The 22,318-nt window shown below is 59.0% G+C and carries 18 protein-coding genes; 9 read left to right on the forward strand and 9 right to left on the reverse strand.

Annotation, left to right across the window (positions count from 1 at the left end):
• Positions 1–136: 136 nt before the first annotated feature.
• Together AABC73_RS23475 and AABC73_RS23480 are read left to right on the forward strand one after the other, a co-directional pair.
• Positions 137–4,453, forward strand: coding sequence for a SpvB/TcaC N-terminal domain-containing protein (locus AABC73_RS23475; RefSeq protein WP_341521178.1), 4,317 nt, complete (start codon positions 137–139; stop codon positions 4,451–4,453).
• On the forward strand, positions 4,450–7,170 hold the full coding sequence (locus tag AABC73_RS23480) for an RHS repeat-associated core domain-containing protein (protein WP_341521179.1): 2,721 nt from the start codon (positions 4,450–4,452) through the stop codon (positions 7,168–7,170). The genes AABC73_RS23475 and AABC73_RS23480 overlap by 4 nt, the downstream gene beginning before the upstream one ends.
• A gap of 116 nt (positions 7,171–7,286) precedes the next feature.
• On the opposite strand, the gene AABC73_RS23485 is transcribed toward AABC73_RS23480, so the two are convergent.
• From AABC73_RS23485 to AABC73_RS23505, 5 genes are all read right to left on the reverse strand, one after another.
• Positions 7,287–7,871, reverse strand: coding sequence for a DJ-1/PfpI family protein (locus AABC73_RS23485; RefSeq protein WP_341521180.1), 585 nt, complete (start codon positions 7,869–7,871; stop codon positions 7,287–7,289).
• Positions 7,872–7,980: 109 nt separating this feature from the next.
• The gene (locus tag AABC73_RS23490) at positions 7,981–9,138 is read right to left on the reverse strand and encodes a phosphatidylserine/phosphatidylglycerophosphate/cardiolipin synthase family protein (RefSeq protein WP_341521181.1); all 1,158 of its coding nucleotides are present in this window, start codon (positions 9,136–9,138) and stop codon (positions 7,981–7,983) included.
• Entirely contained in the window at positions 9,138–9,719 is a 582-nt protein-coding gene (locus tag AABC73_RS23495; protein ID WP_341521182.1) for a YceI family protein, read from the reverse strand. The genes AABC73_RS23490 and AABC73_RS23495 overlap by 1 nt, the downstream gene beginning before the upstream one ends.
• A gap of 82 nt (positions 9,720–9,801) precedes the next feature.
• Positions 9,802–10,140: an amidase gene (locus AABC73_RS23500; RefSeq protein WP_341521183.1), complete on the reverse strand. Its 339-nt coding sequence runs from the start codon at positions 10,138–10,140 to the stop codon at positions 9,802–9,804.
• Positions 10,137–11,243, reverse strand: a complete 1,107-nt coding sequence (locus AABC73_RS23505) for a serine hydrolase (protein ID WP_341521184.1) — start codon at positions 11,241–11,243, stop codon at positions 10,137–10,139. The genes AABC73_RS23500 and AABC73_RS23505 overlap by 4 nt, the downstream gene beginning before the upstream one ends.
• Before the next feature lie 297 nt (positions 11,244–11,540).
• Between AABC73_RS23505 and olsB the strand changes: the two genes are divergently transcribed.
• Positions 11,541–12,296: an L-ornithine N(alpha)-acyltransferase gene (olsB, locus tag AABC73_RS23510; protein ID WP_065832094.1), complete on the forward strand. Its 756-nt coding sequence runs from the start codon at positions 11,541–11,543 to the stop codon at positions 12,294–12,296.
• Positions 12,296–13,084 (forward strand): lysophospholipid acyltransferase family protein, encoded by a 789-nt coding sequence (locus AABC73_RS23515; RefSeq protein WP_331151515.1) that lies wholly within the window; start codon positions 12,296–12,298, stop codon positions 13,082–13,084. Before olsB ends, AABC73_RS23515 begins: the two co-directional genes overlap by 1 nt.
• Here the strand turns inward: AABC73_RS23515 and AABC73_RS23520 are convergent.
• Positions 13,045–13,641, reverse strand: coding sequence for an ACP phosphodiesterase (locus AABC73_RS23520; RefSeq protein ID WP_341521185.1), 597 nt, complete (start codon positions 13,639–13,641; stop codon positions 13,045–13,047). The genes AABC73_RS23515 and AABC73_RS23520 overlap by 40 nt on opposite strands.
• Before the next feature lie 162 nt (positions 13,642–13,803).
• Between AABC73_RS23520 and AABC73_RS23525 the strand changes: the two genes are divergently transcribed.
• The 3 genes from AABC73_RS23525 to AABC73_RS23535 are packed head-to-tail and all read left to right on the forward strand — an operon-like array spanning position 13,804 to position 16,400.
• On the forward strand, positions 13,804–14,118 hold the full coding sequence (locus AABC73_RS23525; RefSeq protein ID WP_341521186.1) for a helix-turn-helix transcriptional regulator: 315 nt from the start codon (positions 13,804–13,806) through the stop codon (positions 14,116–14,118).
• A 37-nt stretch (positions 14,119–14,155) separates the two neighbouring features.
• Entirely contained in the window at positions 14,156–15,322 is a 1,167-nt protein-coding gene (locus AABC73_RS23530; protein WP_341521187.1) for an MFS transporter, read from the forward strand.
• A gap of 28 nt (positions 15,323–15,350) precedes the next feature.
• Positions 15,351–16,400, forward strand: coding sequence for an alkene reductase (locus AABC73_RS23535; protein ID WP_341521188.1), 1,050 nt, complete (start codon positions 15,351–15,353; stop codon positions 16,398–16,400).
• A gap of 1,212 nt (positions 16,401–17,612) precedes the next feature.
• On the opposite strand, the gene AABC73_RS23540 is transcribed toward AABC73_RS23535, so the two are convergent.
• The 3 genes from AABC73_RS23540 to AABC73_RS23550 all read right to left on the reverse strand — a co-directional run bounded on the left by AABC73_RS23540 (position 17,613) and on the right by AABC73_RS23550 (position 20,598).
• Complete coding sequence (locus AABC73_RS23540; protein WP_341521189.1) at positions 17,613–18,467, reverse strand: ATPase; 855 nt, start codon at positions 18,465–18,467, stop codon at positions 17,613–17,615.
• Positions 18,468–18,544: 77 nt separating this feature from the next.
• Positions 18,545–19,537, reverse strand: a complete 993-nt coding sequence (locus AABC73_RS23545) for an NAD(P)-dependent oxidoreductase (RefSeq protein ID WP_341521190.1) — start codon at positions 19,535–19,537, stop codon at positions 18,545–18,547.
• A 161-nt stretch (positions 19,538–19,698) separates the two neighbouring features.
• Positions 19,699–20,598: a LysR family transcriptional regulator ArgP gene (locus AABC73_RS23550; protein WP_341521191.1), complete on the reverse strand. Its 900-nt coding sequence runs from the start codon at positions 20,596–20,598 to the stop codon at positions 19,699–19,701.
• Between the two features lie 94 nt (positions 20,599–20,692).
• Here AABC73_RS23550 and AABC73_RS23555 point away from each other — a divergent pair, with 94 nt between their 5' ends.
• The gene (locus tag AABC73_RS23555; RefSeq protein WP_341521192.1) at positions 20,693–21,295 is read left to right on the forward strand and encodes a LysE/ArgO family amino acid transporter; all 603 of its coding nucleotides are present in this window, start codon (positions 20,693–20,695) and stop codon (positions 21,293–21,295) included.
• Between the two features lie 203 nt (positions 21,296–21,498).
• The gene (gene sodB / locus AABC73_RS23560; protein ID WP_341521193.1) at positions 21,499–22,095 is read left to right on the forward strand and encodes a superoxide dismutase [Fe]; all 597 of its coding nucleotides are present in this window, start codon (positions 21,499–21,501) and stop codon (positions 22,093–22,095) included.
• Positions 22,096–22,318 lie beyond the last annotated feature (223 nt).

Consider the following 22,318-nt stretch of genomic DNA (forward strand, 5'->3'; position numbering starts at 1 on the left):
AAGCCCTACAACTCTTCACTGAGTTACCACAGGGAGTTTTCGACATGGACGTCAACCTCATTCCGCTCAAAAAGCCGTCAACCTCAGACATGGCCACCGCCGATGGCAAGGTGAGTTTTTTCACCCTCCTACAGCCATGATCATTCATGACCAGCAACAACCAACCGTTACCCCCCCTTCCCTGCCCAAGGGCGGCGGGGCGATTCAAAGCATCGGCAAGGGCTGGGGCGCGGTCGGCAGCAGCGGTGCGGCGTCGCTGGAAATCGCCCTGCCCGTCAGCCCCGGCCGGGGTTACGCGCCCGCGCTGTCGCTCAACTATCAAAGCACCATCGGCAATGGCTTGTTTGGTATCGGCTGGAACCTGAACCTGGGCTGCGTCGCGCGGCGCGCCAGCAAGGGCGTGCCAAGCTATACCGATGACGATGTGATCCTCGGCCCCAGCGGCGAAGTCTGGCTACCCGAGCGCGACGCAAATGGCAGCATTCAGTTTTCCAGTGTCAGCAGCTATAACGGCCACGATCTGGGCGCAACCTATCAAGTGGTTCGCTATTTCGCCAGGATCGAAGGCGCATTCGACCGAATCGAACACTGGCGTATCGACCCGGTTGATCCCGGCTTCTGGCTGATTCACGGCGCTGACGGCAGCCTGCACTTCTACGGCAAGAAACCTTCGTCACGCAGCACCGACCCGGCCGATTCCAACCATGTTGCCGAATGGCTGTTGGAAGAAAGCATGAATGCCCTCGGCGAGCACATCCTCTACGAATACAAAGCCGAGGATGAAGTGGGCCTGCCTGAAGATCATCCCCGAGACTTTATCGCCCAGTGCTACCTATGGCGGGTTCGTTATGGCAATGCCCTGGCGCATCCACTGCTGTACCTGTGGGACGAAGACTCACTGGAAAGCCTGCAATGGCACTTCGATCTGCTGTTCGACTATGGCGAGCGCAGCACCGGGCAAACGGCGAAACCGACCTATGCAGAGCAGAACGCGTGGCCGGTGCGCAGCGATCCTCATTCGAGTTTTGCCTACGGTTTTGAACTGGGCAATCTGCGCCTGTGTCGGCAGGTACTGATGTTTCATTATTTTCCGGACGAAACGGGGGACGCGCCGTTGCTGATCCGGCGTCTGCTGCTGGAGTATCGCGGGACCGCTCTCAAATACAACCTCCTCGCCGCGGCGCATGCCCAGGCCTGGGATGGTACAGCCATGCAAAAACTCGATCAGCGACCGGCGCTGAAATTCGACTACAGCGAATTCAATAGCGACAACGACATCTACACACCGCTGGAATCCTTGGTGGGGCTGAACGACGGTCAGCGTTACCAAATGGTCGATTTGTACGGCGATGGCTTGCCCGGTGTGTTGTATCAAAACGACCAGAGCTGGCTGTATCGGGAGCCGGTACGCGCTGAGTCAGGCGGCGCAGATGCCGTCGCATATGGCCCTTTGCAGGCGCTGCCGAGCATTCCGACAGCCGACTCCGGCACCCCGGTGCGCCAGGCGCTGACCGACTTGACTGGCGACGCTCGTCTGGACTGGATCGTCGCACAACCGGGCATGGCCGGATTTTTCACGCTAAACCCAGACCGCAGCTGGTCGCGCTTCGCGCCGTTTTCAGCCTTCCCTGCGGAGTTTTTTCACCCGTTGGGGCAAATGGCCGATCTGGTCGGTGGCGGGCTGTCCGACCTGGCCTTGATAGGACCGCGCAGTGTTCGCCTCTATGCCAATCGGCGCGCTGAAGGTTTCGCAGTGCCAGTGGACGTTCCCCATGACGACGACCGGCTGCCGTTGCTCAGCGACAGCCCGAATGAGCTGGTGGCATTCAGTGATCTGCTGGGAACCGGGCAACAGCATCTCATCCGCATTCGACACAACGAGGTCAGGTTCTGGCCGAATCTGGGACGTGGACGATTCGGCAAGGGCCAGTTGTTCGCCAGCTTGCCGTTCAGCTATGAGGCGTTCGATTCAAGCCGGATTCGGCTGGCCGACATGGACGGCTCCGGGGCCAGCGATCTGCTTTACCTCGAACCGGGCTGCATCCGGATCTTCATGAATGAGGGCGGAAATTCCTTCGCACCGCCATTGCAGCAAGCCTGGCCCGAAGGGGTGCGCTATGACCGTTTTTGCCAGGTCAGCGCCGTCGACCTGCAAGGCCTTGGATTTTCCAGCCTGGTGCTGACCGTTCCACACATGAAGCCTCGTCACTGGACGCTGCATTACGCGGCAAGTCGTGCGGGCGCTTTGCACAAACCCTATCTGTTGAAATCCACGAACAACAACCTGGGTGCGACTGGCGCGGTGACGTATCGCAGCTCAGCCCAGGAATGGCTGGATGAAAAGCAGGAATTGCGAGCAGCAGGCAAAACCGCTGTCTCTTACCTTCCCTTTCCCGTCCATGTCGTGGTCAGGCAGACGCAGCAGGATACCGTTACCGGGAACGTCCTGGCTCAGCTCCTCAAGTATCGACAGGGCTTTTATGACCCTCGGGAACGGGAGTTCCGCGGCTTCGGCCTGGTGCTACAAACCGACACCGAGACACCCTCGCAGCCCGAAGACGGTTTTACCGCCCCCGTGCTGAGCAAGACCTGGTTTCATACCGGGCGCCACCCCGAGGCCACTCACGACGACTACGACACCCGCGATACGCAGGCCGTGCCGCTGGGTGAGCATCTGCTGTCAATTTACGACCCGGACACCGGGCATGACCGGACTGTCGAGGCCCCGAACGACGCTACCCGACAGGAAATGGCGCGCGCGCTCGGCGGCTCGCCCCTGCGCACAGAGGTGTTCGGCCTGGACACGGACCAGCAGCCAAGCGTGCTGTATTCGGTGCAGGAACATCGTTATCGGGTCCGTCAGCTTCAACCGCTGAGCGCGCATCAGCCTTACGCATTGATGATGCCGCTGCTTCTGCAGTCTATTGCCTACCAATACGAGGTCGACCAGCTCGATGACCCCTTGTGTGAACACACCCTGAATCTGGCCTGGGATCGTTACGGCATCCTGACCCACGGTGTGACGGTGAATTACGCGCGGCGCAAGCAATCGGGAGACGCACCGCCTTTCGAAGATCCCTATCAGCAACAATGGTGGCAGGCATCCCATGACGAAGCGCAACAGTTTTTCTACCTGAACGAGGCGCGAGCCGAAGCCATCCATCTGGATCACCCGCAAAGCTGGCGACTCGGCCTGCCTTACCGTGTCCGCAGCAACGCCATGGTGGTTGCGACCAGCGCACTTGCACCCGCGCAGATCAGCTACGAGCAGTTCATCGATGCAGAAGGACCGTTTGCCGCGTTACCTCGCACCCTCACCAGCCTGTCAGTCCAACGCTACATCGATTGCGGCGATGGCGAGGCAACCTTTCAGGCGCTGACCGACGCCGTTGAGAGCGCAGAACTCGATGACCATGCCCTCAGCGCCTACGAGCGGGTCATGAATACGGAGCAATTGGTCGCCCGGCTGACGGAAGTGGGCTATCAGCAAATGCCCAGTTTCCTGCCGGACGATGGTTTGAACCTCTGGTCGGTCAAGCGCGGTTTTGCCACCTATGCCAGGCTTGAAGCTTTCTATCGCATTACGACCTTCAGGCCGACCCGCAGTCATGGCTGGAGCACCGTCGAATATGACCCCTACAGCCTCTTCGTGATAAAGACCACTGATCCGGCTGGCTGTATCACCACCGCCAGCTACGACTATCGCGTTCTGCAACCGAGGCAGATCGTCGACCCCAATCACAATAACCAGGAGGCCGACTACGACGCGTTCGGCAGGTTATGGGCGACCAGCTTTTATGGCACTGAAATGGGCAGCGAAACGGGATTTGCTCCGCTCGATCCCAAGCAACGCTCGTGGGGCGGAACAACCCATGCTGTCCAGAATCCAGCCGGGGTATTAAAAGAAAGGGCCAGCGTTTATTACTACGATGCCAATGTCACCTACGATCCCGGAAGCATCCCGTTTGCCAGCGCAGCCCTGCAGGCCGATCGCTATCCGGGTGATCCTGACCAGCAGATCCGCATTAGTCTGGTTTCCGTGGACGGTTTCGGACGCACGCTGCAAACCCGCCAGAAAGTCGAGGACGGTGACGCCTATGCAGTCGATCAGAACGGCAACATCGAGCTGGAGGGCGGCCAGCCGAAAATCGTGCATGCCTCACCCCGCTGGCGAGTCAGCGAACGGGTGGAATACAACAACAAAGGCCTGGTGGTGCGGGTCTATCGCCCGTATTTCGCCAACAGCCATGTCTACGTCAAAGACCAATCATTGCGCGAGCATGGCTACTTCGACCGGCAGTTCTACGACCCACTGGGTCGTCCGACGATCACATTGACCGCCAAGGGCTGGATGCGGCGTCAGACCTATCGGACTTGGTACACCATCAGCGAGGATGAAAACGATACGGCCGAGGAAATACTGTCAGCAAAGTTGGATGAGCTGAAGCCATGAGCCAGATGCTACACGCGCAGACGCCGACGATAACGGTCATTGACAGTCGAACGCTGGTCCTGCAAAGGGTGGCGCTCTATCGCAACGATGCCGATAGCATTGCGCTGCCACGTGCAAGCCTTCAAAGGTTCGACGCAGCCGGACGCCTGATCGCAGCGCAGGACCCACGTCTGACATCGCCAAACCTGCAGACAATTTACAACCTGAGCGGCCAGGTGTTGTTCAACGACAGCGTCGATGCCGGTTGGCGGCTGGCCCTTTTTGGCGAGGCGGGTCAGGCCGTCGCAAGCTGGGATGGTCGCGGCAGCCAGCGGCAGGTTGATCATGATGAGTTGCTGCGGCCGCTGGCAGTTACCGAACAGGGCCAAGTAGTCGAGCGCGTCACTTATGGCGGACCGGATGCGGCGGAGCATAACCAATGCAATCAGTTGATCCGTCATGACGATACGGCGGGCACCCGTTTATTTGCGGACTACGGTCTGCTTGGCTCAACGCTCACCGAGGACCGGCACTTTCTGCTGAACGTGGAGTTCCCGGATTGGCCGCTTTCCCTTGCTGAACGGGATGCACTGGTGGAAACCAAAGGTCTGCACGCAGCCTGGACCTTCAACGCTCTAGGTGAATCCCTCAGCCAGACCGATGCCATGGACAATACCCGGCATTTTGCGCAGACCGTGGCCGGTGAATTGAAGTCGGTTTCGCTCGTTTTGGCAGGAAACGACCAGTCGGCTACCTTGGTCGATGAAATCCGCTACAACGCCTTCGCTCAGGTAGAGCGGGAACACGCCGGCAACGGCGTCATCAGCCAGTACGTTTATGACCCACAAGATGGCCGTCTGAATGAACTGCATGCAACGTTGCCCGGACAGCCATCGCTGCAACACCTGAACTACGCCTACGACCCGGTGGGCAATATTCTGCAGATCGAAGACGCCGCCCAGCCCGTACGATTTTTTGCCAACCAGCGTATCGAGCCGATCAATCACTACCGCTACGACACCCTTTATCAATTGATCGAAGCCACCGGCCGTGAGGTCAAAACCGGCAGCAGCCACGGCCCCGCTCTGCCGGATTTGCAAAACCTGCCGCCTGATCCTGATCAGATCGCTAACTACACCCAACATTACGACTACGACGCTGGCGGTAATCTGCTGCAAATGCGCCACGTCGGCGGCCAAACCTCCCGCACCATGCACATCGCCCCGGACAGCAATCGTAGCCTGCCCGAAGGTGAAGTCGAGGTGGATTTCGAAAGCGGTTTTGATGCCAACGGCAATTTGCTGCAACTGGTGCGCGGGCAGAACTTGAGCTGGAACGCGCGCAATCAGTTACAGCAAATCACCACCGTACAGCGTGCCGAAGAGCCCGATGACACGGAGCGTTATGTCTACGACGGCCAAGGCCAGCGCTGCCGCAAGGTCAGCAGCGCCAAAGCCGCCAGTCGTACTTTGCTCAATGAAGTGCGCTATCTGCCGGGGCTGGAAATCCGGACCACGGCCGACGGCGAAATCCTTCACGTGATCACCGTGCAGGCCGGCCGCAACAGCGTCCGGGTCTTGCATTGGCAGGCTGGCAAACCCAGTGAAATCAGCAACGATCAACTGCGCTACTGCCTCTCCGACCACTTGGGGTCAAGCACCCTGGAGCTGGATCATCTCGGTCAATTGCTCAGCCAGGAAAGTTATTACCCATTTGGCGGCACATCTTGGTGGGCGGCGCGCAGTTCAGTTGAGGCGAAATACAAAACCGTACGCTATTCGGGCAAGGAGCGGGACGCCAGCGGGCTTTATTACTACGGTTTCCGCTATTACGCGCCGTGGTTATACCGGTGGATTAATCCGGATCCGGCGGGGGATGTGGATGGGTTGAATTTTTTCCGGTTCAATGCAAATTCACCTATAAATTATAAAGACGCTATGGGGCTTACAAAATACAAATCAAAATTTGACTTTACAGAGCTTAATGTACGACTACGTAGGGGCACCATTAACTCCAGAGGCTTAACAGAGCTTCAGAACCGCTCCCCTAAAGCAGCGGAGCAATTACTCGTCGCAATGGTCTACGCAACCACCGCCACAAATGAAGCAATAAAAATACTGGAGAACCCTTCAACTGCCCGTCAATACGCGGCCCTTACCAGCCGTATATTAGGTAGAAAGTCTGTAGACAGCCAGCTACTGCTAGAGAAATTTAAAACTCTTAATGCTGCCGCACTCAAATATAAAAACGATAAAACCGAGCAACTGGTGACCATTCAAAGCAACGTAGCCACCGAACTTGCATTTATCGTAAAAAATGACCCTCATGAAAGAGTATTCTTTACAGAGTCGGGTCTGCGCCAATCACCCAAGACGCTCGCAATGGCATTCATTCATGAGTTGACACACCTCACACTAGACACTGAAGATTTTTATTATTACCAAAAAGGATACACCTTAAACCCCAAGTCTCCCGGAGACAGCGAAGAGGCATATGATGTTGCCGAAGGTCTCCACGACAGTAAACTGGCGGCAGTATCAGGAAAGAACGTTCCAAAACAAACGCTAGCTGCTGTTTTTGGCAGCCATCGGCCAGCAGAGATTGAACACGCACTACAAGCCGATAAAACCCTTAGAAGCAATGCATTACTTCAAAATGCAGACACGTTAACCTTGCTCATATTTTCATACGCCTACAGTGTACTCTGGCGAAAAGACTTAGACAGACAAGTCAGCTAGAGCTCAAACCCATACCCGGTGAGGAGCGAATACGCTCGCGAAGACGCAAATAGATCCAGCACATTCTCTTGGTCTGGATATTGTCTTCGCGAGCAAGCTCGCTCCCACACACTCAGTCAAAGCTTGATTTCAGTCCCCAGCAACACCAGAAATCCAGCCAGCCACGCAGGATGTGCAGGCCATGCCGGCGCGGTCACCAGGTTGCCTTCGGTGTGCGCGGCGGTGACGTCGATGTCCATGAACGTACCGCCGCTCAGACGCACTTCAGGCGCACAGGCCGGATAGGCGCTGCATTCGCGACCTTTGAGAATACCGGCCGCCGCCAGAATCTGCGCGCCGTGGCAAACGGCTGCGATCGGTTTATGCGCTTTGTCGAACGCTCGCACCCACTCAAGAACGGTGTCATTCAAACGCAGGTATTCCGGCGCACGGCCTCCGGGAATCAGCAAGGCGTCGTAGTCCTGAAGCGTGACCTTGTCGAAGTCGTGATTCAGGGCGAAATGATGCCCCGGTTTTTCGCTGTAAGTCTGATCGCCCTCGAAGTCATGAATCGCCGTGCGTACCGTCTGCCCGGAACGTTTGCCAGGGCAGACCGCATGCACGACATGCCCGACCATTTGCAGAGCCTGGAATGGCACCATCACTTCGTAGTCTTCGACGTAGTCGCCGACCAGCATCAGGATTTTCTTGGCAGCCATCATCGTTCTCCTATTGGGTAGTGAAGCCAGTATCGGCCAATGTAGAAAGGCGTGGTAACAGCCTAGTACTACAAGAGCAGAAGTCGATGTTGGCTGACCTCAACGGCCTGCCTCAGTTACGCCGGTCCAGCGCATTGACCACCAACCGATCAACCCAGCCCCAGATGCGTTGCTTGACCCGACTCCACAACGGTCGGCTTTTCCAGGCGTCGAGGGTGATTTCGGTACTCACCGCAAAGTCTTTTTCAAAGCTGGCGACCACATCGTTGGTCAACCCGGAATCCAGCGCCTCAAGGTTGGCTTCAAGGTTGAAACGCAGGTTCCAGTGATCGAAGTTGCATGAACCGATGCTGACCCAATCATCAATCAGCACCATTTTCAGGTGCAGGAAGCACGGCTGGTACTCGAAGATTTTCACCCCGGCACGCAGCAGGCGCGGGTAATAGCGATGACCGGCGTAGCGCACCGACGGATGATCGGTGCGTGGCCCGGTGAGCAACAGGCGCACATCGATACCGCGCTCGGCCGCCTTGCGCAGCGAACGCCGGACTTTCCAGGTCGGCAGGAAGTACGGCGTCGCCAGCCAGATGCGTTTGTGGCCGCTGTTCAACGCGCGAACCAGGGATTGCAGAATGTCCCGATGCTGTCGAGCATCGGCATACGCCACACGGCCAAGCCCTTCTCCCGACACCGGCACCTTGGGCAGACGCGGCAGGCCGAAGTTTTGCTCCGGACGCCAGGCCGTGCGGTGTGGGTTGGCGTGGAACTGGCGGTCGAACAGCGCTTGCCAGTCGATGACCAGCGGCCCGACGATCTCCACCATCACCTCATGCCATTCGCTGGCGTCCTTGCTCGGGTCCCAGAATTCATCGGTGACGCCGGTCCCGCCGACCACTGCCAGTTCCTTGTCGACCAACAACAGCTTGCGATGGTCGCGATAGAAGTTGCGCACACCGCGTCGCCAATGGATGCGGTTATAAAAGCGCAGGATGACCCCGGCGTCGGTTAGCCGTTTGCGCAGGCTCAAGGTGAATGCCTGCGCGCCGAAGTCATCGAACAGGCAGCGCACGATGACGCCACGCTGCGCCGCATCGATCAATGCGCGGACCACGGCTTCGGCACAGGCGCCAGCCTCCACGAGGTAAAGCTCAAGCTCGACTTGCTGCTGCGCGCCGTCGATGGCGGCGATCATGCGCGGGAAGAACGCCGGACCGTCGATCAGCAACTTGAATTGGTTGTCCTTGCGCCAAGGAAAGATTGCCCCGGCCATCAGCGAGCCGTGAAAATCAGAACAGCGCCAACGGGAACCGACAGGCTGATGGCGGATAATCCAGCCACGCTGCGCAAGGTCTTGAGGCCGGGCACCAGATCGAAGTCCTGGGCGTGCATGACCAGCGGTTCAAGGGTCACCACTTGAAAGCGGCGTTGATCAAGGCGCGTGGCGAGCAACTCGGCGTTGTAACTGTGCGTTTTGCCATGCAGCTGAACGGTCAGCGGCAAGCGCAATTCCAGCTGCGCGCCCGGCGCCAGGTCGTTGATCGGCTGCAAATTCAGCTGGGCGTTGATGCGCGCGGCGGGGAATTTCTCCACCTCAAACAGCGCGTCGCGAATACGCTCATCGCGCAGGGCAATGCCAGTACTCACCGATTCCAGCTCGACTTCCAGCTCGGCCACACCTTGAGGATCGACTTTGCCGTGGAGCGTGAGGAAGCGGTGGACTTCAGCGGTGTCGGCATTTTTCGTGGACGTGAACGACAGTCGTGACGACTCGTTATCCAGATACCAGTTCGCCTGAGCGGGAAGCGCGAGCACGGCCAAAAAGGCCAGCAGCAGGCGGGTGGTGGTGTGCATGCAAACTCCAGATGCGCAATGAGGAAGCAACCTTACCGCCTGTCTGACAGCTGGCAAACCGCTATGTTCGCCGCACGGGTCATCAAGGTATCTGCGGCACCAGCCGACAGCCCTGCCGCTCGCCTTGCCAGACGGCGCTGCTGCTGCGGCCCAGGCCGCTGGCGGTCACTCGTTTTTCGCCTGCATCGTCAGTCAAGGTACTGGGTACGTACTGTCTGACGTAGACGCGGCAATAGTCGGCGGAATTAAGCACGACGTAGCGACAGGAGCAATACTCTTTGGCGGTGTAGGCGCTGATGATGCCGGGGAATGCGTTCAGGGCGACGCGGTTTTGCCAGGCCAGTGCCGCCACGGCGAACAGGATCAACAGCAGCAGGCTGCTGAAGGGGCGGCGGCGGATGAAATGTCGGCGCGTCATCATTGGCCGTCCTTTTCGCCGAAGGCCGCCAGGGCGAGCTTGAGCAGTTGATCGTGGTCATAACTGCCATCGCGATCATCGGCGTAACGCACGATCACCAACCCTGCGCTGGGAATCACATACAACGCCTGCCCCCAATGCCCCAGTGCTGCGAATGTATCGGGCGGCGCGTCCGGCCATGGTCCGTTCGCACCCTCCAATGTGCGATTGAGCCACCATTGCCCGCCGGGGATTTCAGCGCCGGGAGTTATGTTCAGTCCGGCAAATGGCGTCAGCACGAACTTCACCCAGGTTTCGGGTAATAGCTGTCGATCATTCCAGCGACCGTTGCGCTGCATCAGCAAGCCGATGCGCGCCAGGTCGCGGGCGGTCATGTAGACGTAGGACGAACCCACGAAAGTGCCAACGCCATCGGTTTCCCACACAGCATTGCGAATGCCCAGTGGCTCGAACAGCGCGGTCCAGGGGTAATCAGCGTAAGCCTGCGCGCCGACCATGGTTTTCAGGGCGGCTGACAGCAGGTTGCTGTCGCCGCTGGAATACAGAAACGAAGTGCCCGGCGCTTGCCCGCGTCGGTGCTCGGCGGCGAAGCGCGCCATATCGCTGCGGCCACGGGTGTAGAGCATGGCCACCACCGAAGAATTAAGCGGCGCGTATTCGTAGTCTTCCTGCCAGTCCAGCCCGGAAGCCCAGTGCAGCAAGTCGCGCAGTTTGATATCGGGATGGGTCGTCATGGGCGGATAAAACTTCGCCACCGGATCGTCCAGCTGAAAGCGCCCTTCCCCGAACGCCACGCCCACCACAGTTGCCAATACGCTTTTGCTGATCGACCAGGTCAGGTGCGGCGTGGCAACCGTGGTCTCGCCTGCGTAACGTTCATAGATCACCTGACCGTTACGGATAACCAGCAACGCGTCAGTGCGGACACCTTTGCGCTCGGCCTCGTCGCGGGCCGGGAACGCATAGTTTTCCAGCGTTTCAAGCCCCGCAGTTCCGGGAGCGGGATTGACTGACCAATGCTCCGCCGGCCAGTTTTCGGCGTTGGCTGAAACCGCATGAATGCTGATGAACAGCAGCATGAATAAACAGAGAAGCCGACGAGGCATGGGACCGACCTTTTGCAGAGTCCGGGAACTCTAGCAGCGGTTCATGACAGAGAGCGGAGGCGGAAAATCCTCATAGGAGGCTTGCTGTAGGACCGGCTTTAGCCGGGAGGGCAATTGATGCCTTCGCGACTAAAGTCGCTCCTACGGGGAAAACGGTACTCCGCCCCCGTCACACAACCATCACCAAAGCGTCACGGTCATGACACGGCGTCTGCCTAGCCTGCATAAGTACAGCAAAGCGCTTGGCCATTTCAGCCCATCGCCCGCACTTGCAGGGCTGGCTCACGGAGACTTCGCATGACCCAGATCGCTCGTATTCGCGACACCGCTAACGACCGCCGCCTTCAGGCCGAACGCCTGATCGGCAGCAAAGCCTTGCAGGAAGCACAGGCTCTGCGTTTCAGTGTGTTCAGCGGCGAATTCAACGCCAAGCTCAAAGGCGCGGAATTGGGCCTGGATATGGACGACTACGACGTGCATTGCTCGCACATCGGCGTGCGTGACTTGAGCACCGGCAAGCTGGTTGCAACCACCCGCCTGCTGGATCACAAAGCGGCCAATACCCTGGGCCGTTTCTACAGCGAAGAAGAGTTCAGCCTGCACGGCCTGAGCCATCTGCAAGGCCCGATCCTGGAACTGGGTCGCACCTGCGTCGATCCCGCCTACCGCAACGGCGGCACCATCGCGGTGCTGTGGAGCGAACTGGCCGAGATCCTCAACGAAGGCGGTTACAGCTACCTGATGGGTTGCGCCAGCATCCCGATGCAGGACGGCGGCATTCAGGCCCACGCCATCATGCAGCGCCTGCGCGAACGTTATCTGTGTACCGAAAACCTGCGCGCCGAACCGAAAAATCCACTGCCTTCCCTGGATCTGCCGAGCAACGTGATCTGCGAAATGCCGCCGCTGCTCAAGGCCTACATGCGCCTGGGTGCAAAAATCTGCGGCGAGCCGTGCTGGGACGAAGATTTCCAGGTGGCCGACGTGTTCATCCTGCTCAAGCGCGACGAGCTATGCCCGCGCTATGCACGCCACTTCAAGGCGGCAGTGTGATGAGCCGCACGCGCGGATACGCGCGAGTTGCCAGAGTCTTGCTGGTGATTGCCCTGGGCCTGACGATTGCCGGCGCGTTCTCCTTGATGGAGCGCTTGCGGATCGGTAACTCCATGGCTCGCCGCCAACGCTGGAGCCGCTGGTTCATGGCGCGCCTGACCAACGCCCTGCCGTTTCGCGTCACCGTGAGCGGCGAGTTGCCACGTCAGCCGATGTTGTGGGTCAGCAATCACGTGTCATGGACCGACATTCCGCTGCTCGGCATGCTCGCCCCGCTGTCATTTCTGTCCAAGGCCGAAGTGCGCACCTGGCCGGTGGCCGGTTGGCTGGCGCTGAAAGCCGGCACGCTGTTCATTCGTCGCGGTTCGGGTGACAGCCGTTTGATCCAGCGGCAGATGAGCAATCATCTGCAAAAGAACAATGCACTGATGATCTTCCCGGAAGGCACCACCACCGACGGCCGCAGCCTGCGCACCTTTCATGGTCGCCTGATGTCCAGCGCCATCGATACGGGCGTGCCGTTGCAACCGGTGGCGATTCACTATTCGCGCAATGGCAAACCCGACCCTATCGCGCCATTCATTGGCGATGACGATCTGCTTTCCCACCTGCGCCGCTTGTTCGCCAACGAGCAAGGTGATGTGCATATCCAGTTGCTCAAGCCGATCGCGACACTGGGCCAGGAACGTGCCGCGCTAGCCTTTCAAGCCCAGCAGGCTGTTCAAGTAGCGTTATTCGGCGAGATCGCTCAACCGACCGAACTGTCCCGTCCCGCCAGAGCAGCCTGAGCAAAATCCTGCAGCACGGGATAAAACTCAGCGAAGTCGGCGCTCAACGGCTGGTACAGCGCCTGCAGTTCCTGCATAGCGCCCGCCAGCCCTTGAGGTCGTGACAAACGCCGGGAAATCCCCGCCAGCACTTGCTCCACCACGGCAAAATCCCGATACGAACTCAACCAGTCCTGAGCGGCCATGCGCGGCGCAATCAGCGCCAGGCTGCCGGGTAATTCCGGTTCGGCAGCGAGCACGCCATACACCTTGCGCGTGAATGTCTCCAACGGCATATCGGCGTAGCGCAGCCAGTCCCTGGCCAGGCAATGGTCGAAAAACACATCAAGGATGATCCCCGCATAACGCCGTCGTCCGGCAGGAAAACGCGCAATCGCGTCTTTGACCAGCGGATGGCTGTCGGTGAAGGCATCAATGCTGCGATGCAACTGGATGGCATCGGCCAGCTCGTCCGGAAAACGCCCAGCCAGAGGCCCTTTGACGAAATCGCCATACAGGCTGCCGAGTAATTGCGGCGGACGTTGACCGCCGAGGTGCAGATGCGCGAGGTAATTCATGCCGCCAGCGTACGCCCGGAAGCGCCCGGCAGACAAATATCGTTATAACCCGATATAGCGTTTTATCCAGTCCTCAGCAGAAAATCATATTTGTATATCGCGAAATACCAATATAAAGTTCGCTCCATCGCGATATAGCGCTATACCCATATTGAGAACGAAATGCCTATCGACCTCGACGAAATAATAAAAGCCCTGGCTCACCCTGTTCGCCGTGAAATCCTGGTGTGGCTCAAAGATCCCCTCACCTGCTTTCCCGATCAGGAGCACTCCACGGAGAACGGTGTCTGCGCCGGTCAGATCGACCAACGTGCGGGCCTTTCGCAATCCACGATTTCTGCCCACCTGGCGACGCTGCAACGCGCCGGCCTGATCAGCAGCAAGAAAGTTGGCCAATGGCACTTCTTCAGACGCAACGAAGAGGTCATCCAGGCCTTCGTCGACGCGCTGCTGCTGGAACTGAAAAAGCCGTCCTGACCCGCCGCCCCAACACTATTCAATCAGGAGACGCCTCGTGCCTCTTTCACTATTAATTCTGGCCTTGAGCGCCTTTGCCATCGGCACCACCGAGTTCGTCATCATGGGCTTGCTGCCTGATGTGGCGAGTGATCTGGGCGTTTCGATCCCCGGTGCCGGCTGGCTGGTGACCGGTTATGCGCTGGGCGTGGCGATTGGCGCGCCGTTCATGGCCATGGCCACCGCCAAACTGCCGCGCAAGGCTGCACTGGTCACGCTGATGGGCATCTTCATCATCGGCAACCTGCTCTGCGCGATTGCCAGCGACTACAACGTGCTGATGTTTGCCCGGGTGATCACGGCGTTGTGCCACGGTGCGTTCTTCGGTATCGGTTCGGTGGTGGCTGCGGGGCTGGTTCCGGCCAATCGTCGCGCTTCTGCTGTGGCGCTGATGTTCACCGGCTTGACCCTGGCCAACGTGCTGGGCGTTCCGTTGGGCACGGCATTGGGTCAATACTCAGGCTGGCGCTCGACATTCTGGGCCGTGACCGTCATCGGCGTGATCGCGCTGATCGGCCTGATCCGTTACTTGCCGACCAAACGCGACGAAGAAAAACTCGACATGCGCGCCGAGCTTGGTGCCCTGAAAGGCGCTGGCATCTGGCTGTCGCTGAGCATGACGGCGCTGTTCTCCGCCTCGATGTTCACTTTGTTCACCTACATCGCGCCGCTGCTGGGCGAAGTCACCGGCATCTCGCCAAAAGGCGTGACCTGGACCCTGTTACTGATCGGCCTGGGCCTGACTGTCGGCAATGTCATCGGCGGAAAGCTGGCTGACAAGCGCCTGGCCGCGACCCTGATCGGCGTGTTCATTGCCATGGCCGTGATCTCGACTGTGCTGAGCTGGACCAGCGTGGCGGTGATCCCTACCGAAATCACCCTGTTCCTCTGGGCCACTGCCGCATTCGCCGCCGTGCCTGCCCTGCAGATCAACGTGGTGACCTACGGCAAGGCGGCACCGAATCTGGTCTCGACCCTGAACATCGGCGCCTTCAACGTCGGCAACGCCCTGGGCGCGTGGATCGGCGGCAGTGTCATCGCCCACGGCCTTGGCCTGACCAGCGTGCCATTGGCCGCCGCTTTGCTGGCCGTGCTGGCGCTGATCGTCACCCTGATTACTTTCCGCCAGACCGCCAATCCCGATCTGGCTCCAGCTACCAACTAATCATTTGATCATTCAAGAGGTTTGCACCATGACGACTATCTTTGACCCGATCACCCTGGGCGAGCTGCAACTGTCCAACCGCATCATCATGGCACCGCTGACCCGCTGCCGCGCCGACGAAGGCCGTGTGCCTAACGCGATGATGGCCGAATACTACGTTCAGCGTGCTTCGGCCGGCCTGATCATCAGCGAAGCGACTTCGATCACGCCAATGGGCGTCGGTTATCCGGACACTCCGGGCATCTGGTCCAACGATCAGGTTCGCGGCTGGAGCAACATCACCAAGGCCGTGCACGGCGCTGGCGGCAAGATCGTGCTGCAACTGTGGCACGTAGGGCGGATTTCCCATCCTTCGTACCTCAACGACGAAGCCCCGGTCGCGCCAAGCGCCGTCAAACCTGAAGGCCATGTCAGCCTGGTTCGCCCATTGGCGGATTACGTGACACCGCGCGCCCTTGAACTGGAAGAAATAGCCGACGTCGTAGACGCCTACCGGGTCGGTGCGGAAAACGCCAAGGCCGCCGGTTTTGACGGTGTGGAAATTCACGGCGCCAACGGCTACCTGCTCGATCAGTTCCTGCAAACCAGCACCAACCAGCGTACCGACCAATATGGCGGCTCCGTGGAAAACCGTGCGCGACTGATGATTGAAGTGGTCGATGCGGCCATCGAAATCTGGGGCGCCGGTCGTGTCGGCCTGCACCTTTCGCCGCGCGCTGACTTGCACGACATGGGCGACGCCAACCTGAGCGAAACCTTCAACTACGTGGCAACCGAGATGGGTAAACGCGGCATCGCCTTTATCTGTGCCCGCGAACGTGAAGCAGGCGACAGCATTGGTCCACAGCTGAAAAAAGCCTTCGGCGGCGCGTACATCGCCAACGAAAAATTCACCAAGGAAACCGCCAACGCCTGGCTGGCCAACGGCTCGGCAGATGCCGTCGCCTTCGGTGTGCCCTTCATCGCCAACCCGGACTTGCCGGCGCGCCTGAAGCTGGATGCAGAGCTGAACGCCCCGCACCCGGAAACCTTCTACGCCAAAGGGCCAGTGGGCTATATCGACTATCCGGCGCTGTGACGGTGATTGATTGACGCGTTGAATAAAAACCGGGCTTATCTAATAGCCCGGTTTTTTTTGCTTTTATCAACGATGTAACTGTCGTTAGTTATTATTCAGACCGCATACCGACGTAGTTGCCGTCCTTATACTCAAAGCTGCCATCCGCGCCGACTTCGAAATCGTAGGCGCGAATTCATTCGCGAGAAGGCCGGGACAGGCTCTGACTCTCTCGCCGACTGCACCGACGCCCTCCCGGATGAATCCGGTCCTACAGATTGAGCCGATTTCGCAATCGTAGGAGCGGCTTCAGCCGCGAGAAGGCCGGGACAGGTTCTGACCCTCTCGCTGACTGCACCGACGCCCTCCCGGATAAATCCGGTCCTACAGATCGCGTCAATTTCGCGGTTGCAGGAGCGAATTCATTCGCGAGAAGGCCGGGACAGGCTCTGACTCTCTAGCCGACTGCCCCGACGTCTTCCCGGATGAATCCGGTCCTACAGATCGCGTCAATTTCGCGGTTGCAGGAGCGAATTCATTCGCGAGAAGGCCGGGACAGGCTCTGACTCTCTAGCCGACTGCCCCGACGTCTTCCCGGATGAATCCGGTCCTACAGATCGCGTCAATTTCGAGATTGTAGGCGCGAATTCATTCGCGAGGAGGCCGGGACAGGCTCTGACTCTCTCGCTGAATGCACCGACGCCCTCCCGGATGAATCCGGTCCTACAGATTGAGCCGATTTCGCAATCGTAGGAGCGGCTTCAGCCGCGAGAAGGCCGGGACAGGCTCTGACTCTCTCGCCGACTGCACCGACGCCCTCCCGGATGAATCCGGTCCTACAGATTGAGCCGATTTCGCAATCGTAGGAGCGGCTTAAGCCGCGAGAAGGCCGGGACAAGCTCTGACTCTCTCGCCGACTGCACCGACGCCCTCCCGGCTGAAGCCGGTCCTACAGATCGCGTCAATTTCGAGATTGTAGGCGCGAATTCATTCGCGAGGACGCCGGGACAGGCTCTGACTCTCTCGCCGACTGCTACGACGCCCTCCCGGATGAATCCGGTCCTACAGATCGCGTCAATTTCGAGGTTGTAGGCGCGAATTCATTCGCGAGGACACCGGGACAGGCTCTGACTCTCTCGCTGAATGCACCGACGTCTTCCCGGATGAATCCGGTCCTACAGGATCGCAACAGACCTATTCGCGGGCGAACCTCCAACGGATCAAATACGTTGACTACCTGCGTGCATTCAACTGCTGCGACAAGGTCTGAATCTGCGCCGTCAGGGTATTGATGTTGCGGGTGACTTGCGCGCGGAAACTGTCGAACTCGGCCGTATTGCCAGCAACTGAAGGAGCCGGACGATTTTCCTGTTCGCTCTTGAGCACGATCAGGTCCTGTTCCAGGCGCTCGATGGCGGCCGCTGGATTGCCTTGTTTCTTCAGCGCAGCCACGTCAGCGTTCAGGCTCTTGAGCTGAGCGTCGATTTTTTCCTGATCGCCCAGAGTGGCTTTCGAGTCAGGTATCGCGGCCTTAAGTGAAGCAAGCTCGGTGGTCACGGCCTTGAGTTGTTCTGCCAGCTGAGCATTGGCGCTCTGTTGCTGGGCGGTCTGTGCAGTCATCTGTTCCAGACGCTTTTCCAATGCGGATTGCTGACCCGTTACACCTTCCTGCTGCTTGTCCTGATCGGACAGTTGATCTTCAAGCAGCTTGATCCGCTGCTTGATCGCAACGCCGTCGACCGCCACAGACTCGGTAGCGACCACTTTGCCGGAAATATCCTGCAGGCGCCCTGCCGCTTCTTCGCTGATCCGCGCGAAGCTTTCCTGAGTCGCAACCAGTTGCTGCTCCATCAGGGAAATCTGTTGAAAACTCCACCAGCCCAACCCGCAAAAGGCGATGAACAGCGCGCCAACCAGAGCCCACAATGGACCCGTGCTCGGCGCCTTGACCTTGACCACCGGTGTATCACGGGAATAAACCGTGGTTCGTTTGCGCCCGCCGGGGGTGGTTGGCGCGAAGTCGTCATCATCGTCCTTGGCGCTGAGGTTCGGGACGTCATCGACGTCGTCGTAAGGATCGTTACGCATGAGGAACCCTGTATGAATCCGCTTTTTAAGCCTGAAAGTCGGGGGAGTATAACCGTTGCAATTCGCAACTACGGCGCTCACATGTTTTGTTGCGCTTTCCACCAGTCGCAGAATTCGTCCAGCGCTGCCCAAAGGCTGACTTGCGGCTGATAGTCCAGATAATGCCGGGCCCGACTGATATCAAGGGTGAAATCCTTGCTCATGGCCTGCATCGCCACCCGCGACAGCGTGGGTTCAGGTCGTCCGGGCCAAAGCAGGCATGCGCCCTCATTTATAGCAGCTGCGGCGTAAGCCAGGCCGCAGGAACGATAACGTGTTACCTGCGGCAATTGCATCCGGCGCATCACGTAATTCACCGCATCCCACACTGGAACCGGCGTTCCGTTGCTGATGTTGTAGGCCTTGCCCAAGGCTGAGCCGTTCGCCAGCAGGCTGCTGAGCATGGCCTGATTGAGGTTTTGCATGCTGGTGAAGTCAACGACATTCAGCCCGTTGCCAATAATCGACAAGCGGTTTTTACGCTGCATGTTCAGCAGCCTCGGGAAAATACTGTTGTCGCCGGCGCCGGTCACGAATCGCGGCCGCAAGGCGATAACTTCAAGGCCGAACTCTTCTGCGCCGAAGACCTTTTGCTCGGCCAGGTACTTGGTCGCCGCGTAATGATTGTTGAAGCGCTTGGGCACCTGTTCTTCCTTGATACCCAGATGCGAGCGGCCATCGAAATAAATCGAAGGCGACGACAAATGCACCAGGCGGCGCACGCGCTGCTTCAAACAGGCTTCAACTACGTTTTCCGTGACTTGCACATTGCCCTGGACGAAATCCTGCTTGCGGCCCCAGACGCCCACCGCCCCGGCGCAATGCACCACCGCGTCGACGTCCCGGCACAGCTCGCGCACCAGTTGCGCATCGATCAAATCACCCTGAACAAACTCCGCGCCACGCCTTACCAGGTGTTCGACACCTTCGGCGCGACGACCATTGACCCGTACGTCAAACCCTTGCTCCAGGGCGAAACGCGCAAAACGCCCGCCAATGAAGCCGCTCGCGCCGGTGATCAGAATCTTCATTTACCGCTCCGTCGAATTTCGTGTGACAAGGTTCATGAACGATTTACCTGTGCAGTGAGCTTGCTGTGGGAGCGAGCTTGCTCGCGAAAACACGCCCTTGAGACAGTGCCTTCGCAAGCAAGCTTGCTCCCACAAGTGCGCTGTTCACTGCGCACTGACGCTCAATCAGTCCCAAGCGGCACCAGCCATTGCCCGGCCTGTTGCGCCAGATGCCCGGTCAACTTCGTCAACAGTTGTCCACCGTTGCGCCAGTGATGCCAATACAGCGGCACATCGACCGGCTTGTCCGCCACCAGTTCAACCAGTGCGCCACGTTGCAGCTGCTCGCGGACCTGCAACTCGGGCACCAGTCCCCAGCCCATGCCGACTTCGGTCATGCGAATAAAGCCTTCGGACGATGGGCATAAATGATGCTCGAATCCGCCCTCGACCCCAAGCGATGCCAGGTAACGGTGCTGCAAAAAATCGTCGGGGCCGAATACCAGCGCCGGTGCCCGCGCCAACCCGGCCGGTGTGACGCCTGCGGGAAAATGCCGAGCGATAAACTCCGGGCTGGCCAGTGCACGATAGCGCATGGCGCCCAGCACCTGGCTGCGGGCTCCGGCCACCGGGCGTTCGCTGCCGCAGATACACGCCGCCACTTCTCCGGCTCGCATGCGCTTGAGGCCGACGTCCTGATCCTCCACCACCAGATCCAGCAACAGACGGTGTTCGGCACAAAAATCCCCCACCGCCGAGGCCCACCATGTCGCCAGACTGTCGGCATTAATCGCAATACGCAGTCGCTCGGGCATCCCTTCTTCATCCAGCGCCGGAACCTGGCTTTGCAAATCCCGCTCAAGCAGACGCACCTGCTGTACATGGTTGAGCAGGCGCCGGCCGATTTCCGTCGGACGTGGCGGCGTCGCGCGGATCAGCACCGGCTGACCAATGCGCGCCTCCAGCAGTTTGATGCGCTGTGAGACTGCGGACTGCGACAGGTTCAACACCTGCGCCGCCCGCTCAAAGCCCGCCTGCTCGATGACCGCAGCGAGGGCCGACAGCAATTTGTAGTCGAACATCAGTTTTCCTAATGAGCGATCAGTATTATTGGTTTTCCTTATACAGCGTCGAACCGCAGAATCGCCACACAAACCTGACCTCAGAGCGTGTTCCATGTGGCAAAGCTATTTGAATGGCTTGCTGGTCGCCGCCGGCTTGATCATGGCCATCGGTACCCAAAATGCATTTGTCCTGGCGCAAAGCCTGCGCCGGGAACATCACCTGCCCGTTGCCATGCTGTGCATTGCCTGCGATGCGTTGCTGGTTGCGGCGGGAGTCTTCGGGCTGGCCAATGTGCTGGCGCATAATCCGACCGTGCTGGCCGTCGCGCGCTGGGGCGGCGTGCTGTTCCTGCTCTGCTACGGCGCCCTGGCATTGCGACGCGCCTGCTCACGGCAAAGCCTGCAACAAAACGAAGTGGTCGGCCTGCGCTCACGGCGAGCTGTGTTGTTGAGTGCGCTGGCGGTAACGTTGCTCAATCCCCATGTCTATCTCGACACGGTCCTGCTCATCGGCTCCCTCGGCGCGCAGCAAAGTGTGCCCGGCGCGTATGTGGTCGGTGCCGCCAGCGCTTCGCTGTTGTGGTTCAGTACCCTGGCAATCGGCGCTGCGTGGCTCGCGCCCTGGCTGGCCCGACCAGCCACATGGCGGGTGCTGGACCTGCTGGTGGCGGTGATGATGTTCAGTGTCGCGGCACAGCTGATCAGGGCTGTGTGAGGCACCGACGATTTTATCGGGCGATCAACGCAAAGCCTCTGGAACCTCTATCCCACACAGTTGTTGCGTGGTTAAGGCACGGACCCGGTGCTATGATCCAGACCCTGCGCCGCAAAGAGTACAAACTCCCCGGCGTATGTTCTGTCTGGCCGCCCGTGATCGGCCTTGCGCTCACCGCAACTGACCTGATTAGGAGATAAACCATGGCTTTTGAATTGCCGCCGCTGCCCTACGCCAAAGATGCTCTGGTGCCGCACATTTCCGCAGAGACACTGGAATATCACCACGACAAGCACCACAACACCTATGTCGTGAACCTGAACAACCTGGTGCCTGGCACCGAGTTCGAAGGCAAGACCCTGGAAGAAATCATCAAGACGTCTTCGGGTGGCATCTTCAACAACGCCGCCCAGGTCTGGAACCACACCTTTTACTGGAACTGCCTGGCGCCTAACGCTGGCGGCGAACCTACTGGCGCACTGGCTGACGCAATCAATGCTGCGTTCGGTTCGTTCGACAAGTTCAAGGAAGAGTTCAGCAAAACGTCCATCGGCACCTTCGGTTCCGGTTGGGGCTGGCTGGTCAAGAAAGCTGACGGCTCCCTGGCTCTGGCCAGCACCATCGGCGCCGGCAACCCGCTCACCAGCGGCGACACTCCGCTGCTGACCTGCGACGTTTGGGAACACGCCTACTACATCGACTACCGCAACCTGCGTCCGAAATACGTAGAAGCGTTCTGGAACCTGGTCAACTGGAGTTTCGTGGCTGAGCAGTTTGAAAACGGGCCGTTTAAAGCCTGATTTCAGCTCCAGATGAAAAAAACCCGGCATTGCCGGGTTTTTTTTCGCCTGTAACACATAGTTATGTATTGTCAGAAAGCGATAGCGGACTAATATCATTTCCTTGGGTTCTTCGAAGCTCCGCTCAAGTTTCAAAGGTTTTCGTCCGACACAGGGAATGGCTCGACCTGCCCGGCAAGTCGAGTCGCCGCACGGAAGCAGGAAGTGGCACCGCATCATCTGC

The organism is Pseudomonas sp. G.S.17, assembly GCF_038096165.1.
Classification (GTDB): domain Bacteria; phylum Pseudomonadota; class Gammaproteobacteria; order Pseudomonadales; family Pseudomonadaceae; genus Aquipseudomonas.

Coding starts and splice junctions, on each gene's coding strand:
- AABC73_RS23475 (WP_341521178.1), top strand. CDS start 137: ATGATCATTCATGACCAGCAACAACCAACCGTTACCCCCCCTTCCCTG.
- AABC73_RS23480 (WP_341521179.1), top strand. CDS start 4,450: ATGAGCCAGATGCTACACGCGCAGACGCCGACGATAACGGTCATTGAC.
- AABC73_RS23485 (WP_341521180.1), bottom strand. CDS start 7,871: ATGATGGCTGCCAAGAAAATCCTGATGCTGGTCGGCGACTACGTCGAA.
- AABC73_RS23490 (WP_341521181.1), bottom strand. CDS start 9,138: ATGGCCGGGGCAATCTTTCCTTGGCGCAAGGACAACCAATTCAAGTTG.
- AABC73_RS23495 (WP_341521182.1), bottom strand. CDS start 9,719: ATGCACACCACCACCCGCCTGCTGCTGGCCTTTTTGGCCGTGCTCGCG.
- AABC73_RS23500 (WP_341521183.1), bottom strand. CDS start 10,140: ATGATGACGCGCCGACATTTCATCCGCCGCCGCCCCTTCAGCAGCCTG.
- AABC73_RS23505 (WP_341521184.1), bottom strand. CDS start 11,243: ATGCCTCGTCGGCTTCTCTGTTTATTCATGCTGCTGTTCATCAGCATT.
- olsB (WP_065832094.1), top strand. CDS start 11,541: ATGACCCAGATCGCTCGTATTCGCGACACCGCTAACGACCGCCGCCTT.
- AABC73_RS23515 (WP_331151515.1), top strand. CDS start 12,296: ATGAGCCGCACGCGCGGATACGCGCGAGTTGCCAGAGTCTTGCTGGTG.
- AABC73_RS23520 (WP_341521185.1), bottom strand. CDS start 13,641: ATGAATTACCTCGCGCATCTGCACCTCGGCGGTCAACGTCCGCCGCAA.
- AABC73_RS23525 (WP_341521186.1), top strand. CDS start 13,804: ATGCCTATCGACCTCGACGAAATAATAAAAGCCCTGGCTCACCCTGTT.
- AABC73_RS23535 (WP_341521188.1), top strand. CDS start 15,351: ATGACGACTATCTTTGACCCGATCACCCTGGGCGAGCTGCAACTGTCC.
- AABC73_RS23540 (WP_341521189.1), bottom strand. CDS start 18,467: ATGCGTAACGATCCTTACGACGACGTCGATGACGTCCCGAACCTCAGC.
- AABC73_RS23545 (WP_341521190.1), bottom strand. CDS start 19,537: ATGAAGATTCTGATCACCGGCGCGAGCGGCTTCATTGGCGGGCGTTTT.
- AABC73_RS23550 (WP_341521191.1), bottom strand. CDS start 20,598: ATGTTCGACTACAAATTGCTGTCGGCCCTCGCTGCGGTCATCGAGCAG.
- AABC73_RS23555 (WP_341521192.1), top strand. CDS start 20,693: ATGTGGCAAAGCTATTTGAATGGCTTGCTGGTCGCCGCCGGCTTGATC.
- sodB (WP_341521193.1), top strand. CDS start 21,499: ATGGCTTTTGAATTGCCGCCGCTGCCCTACGCCAAAGATGCTCTGGTG.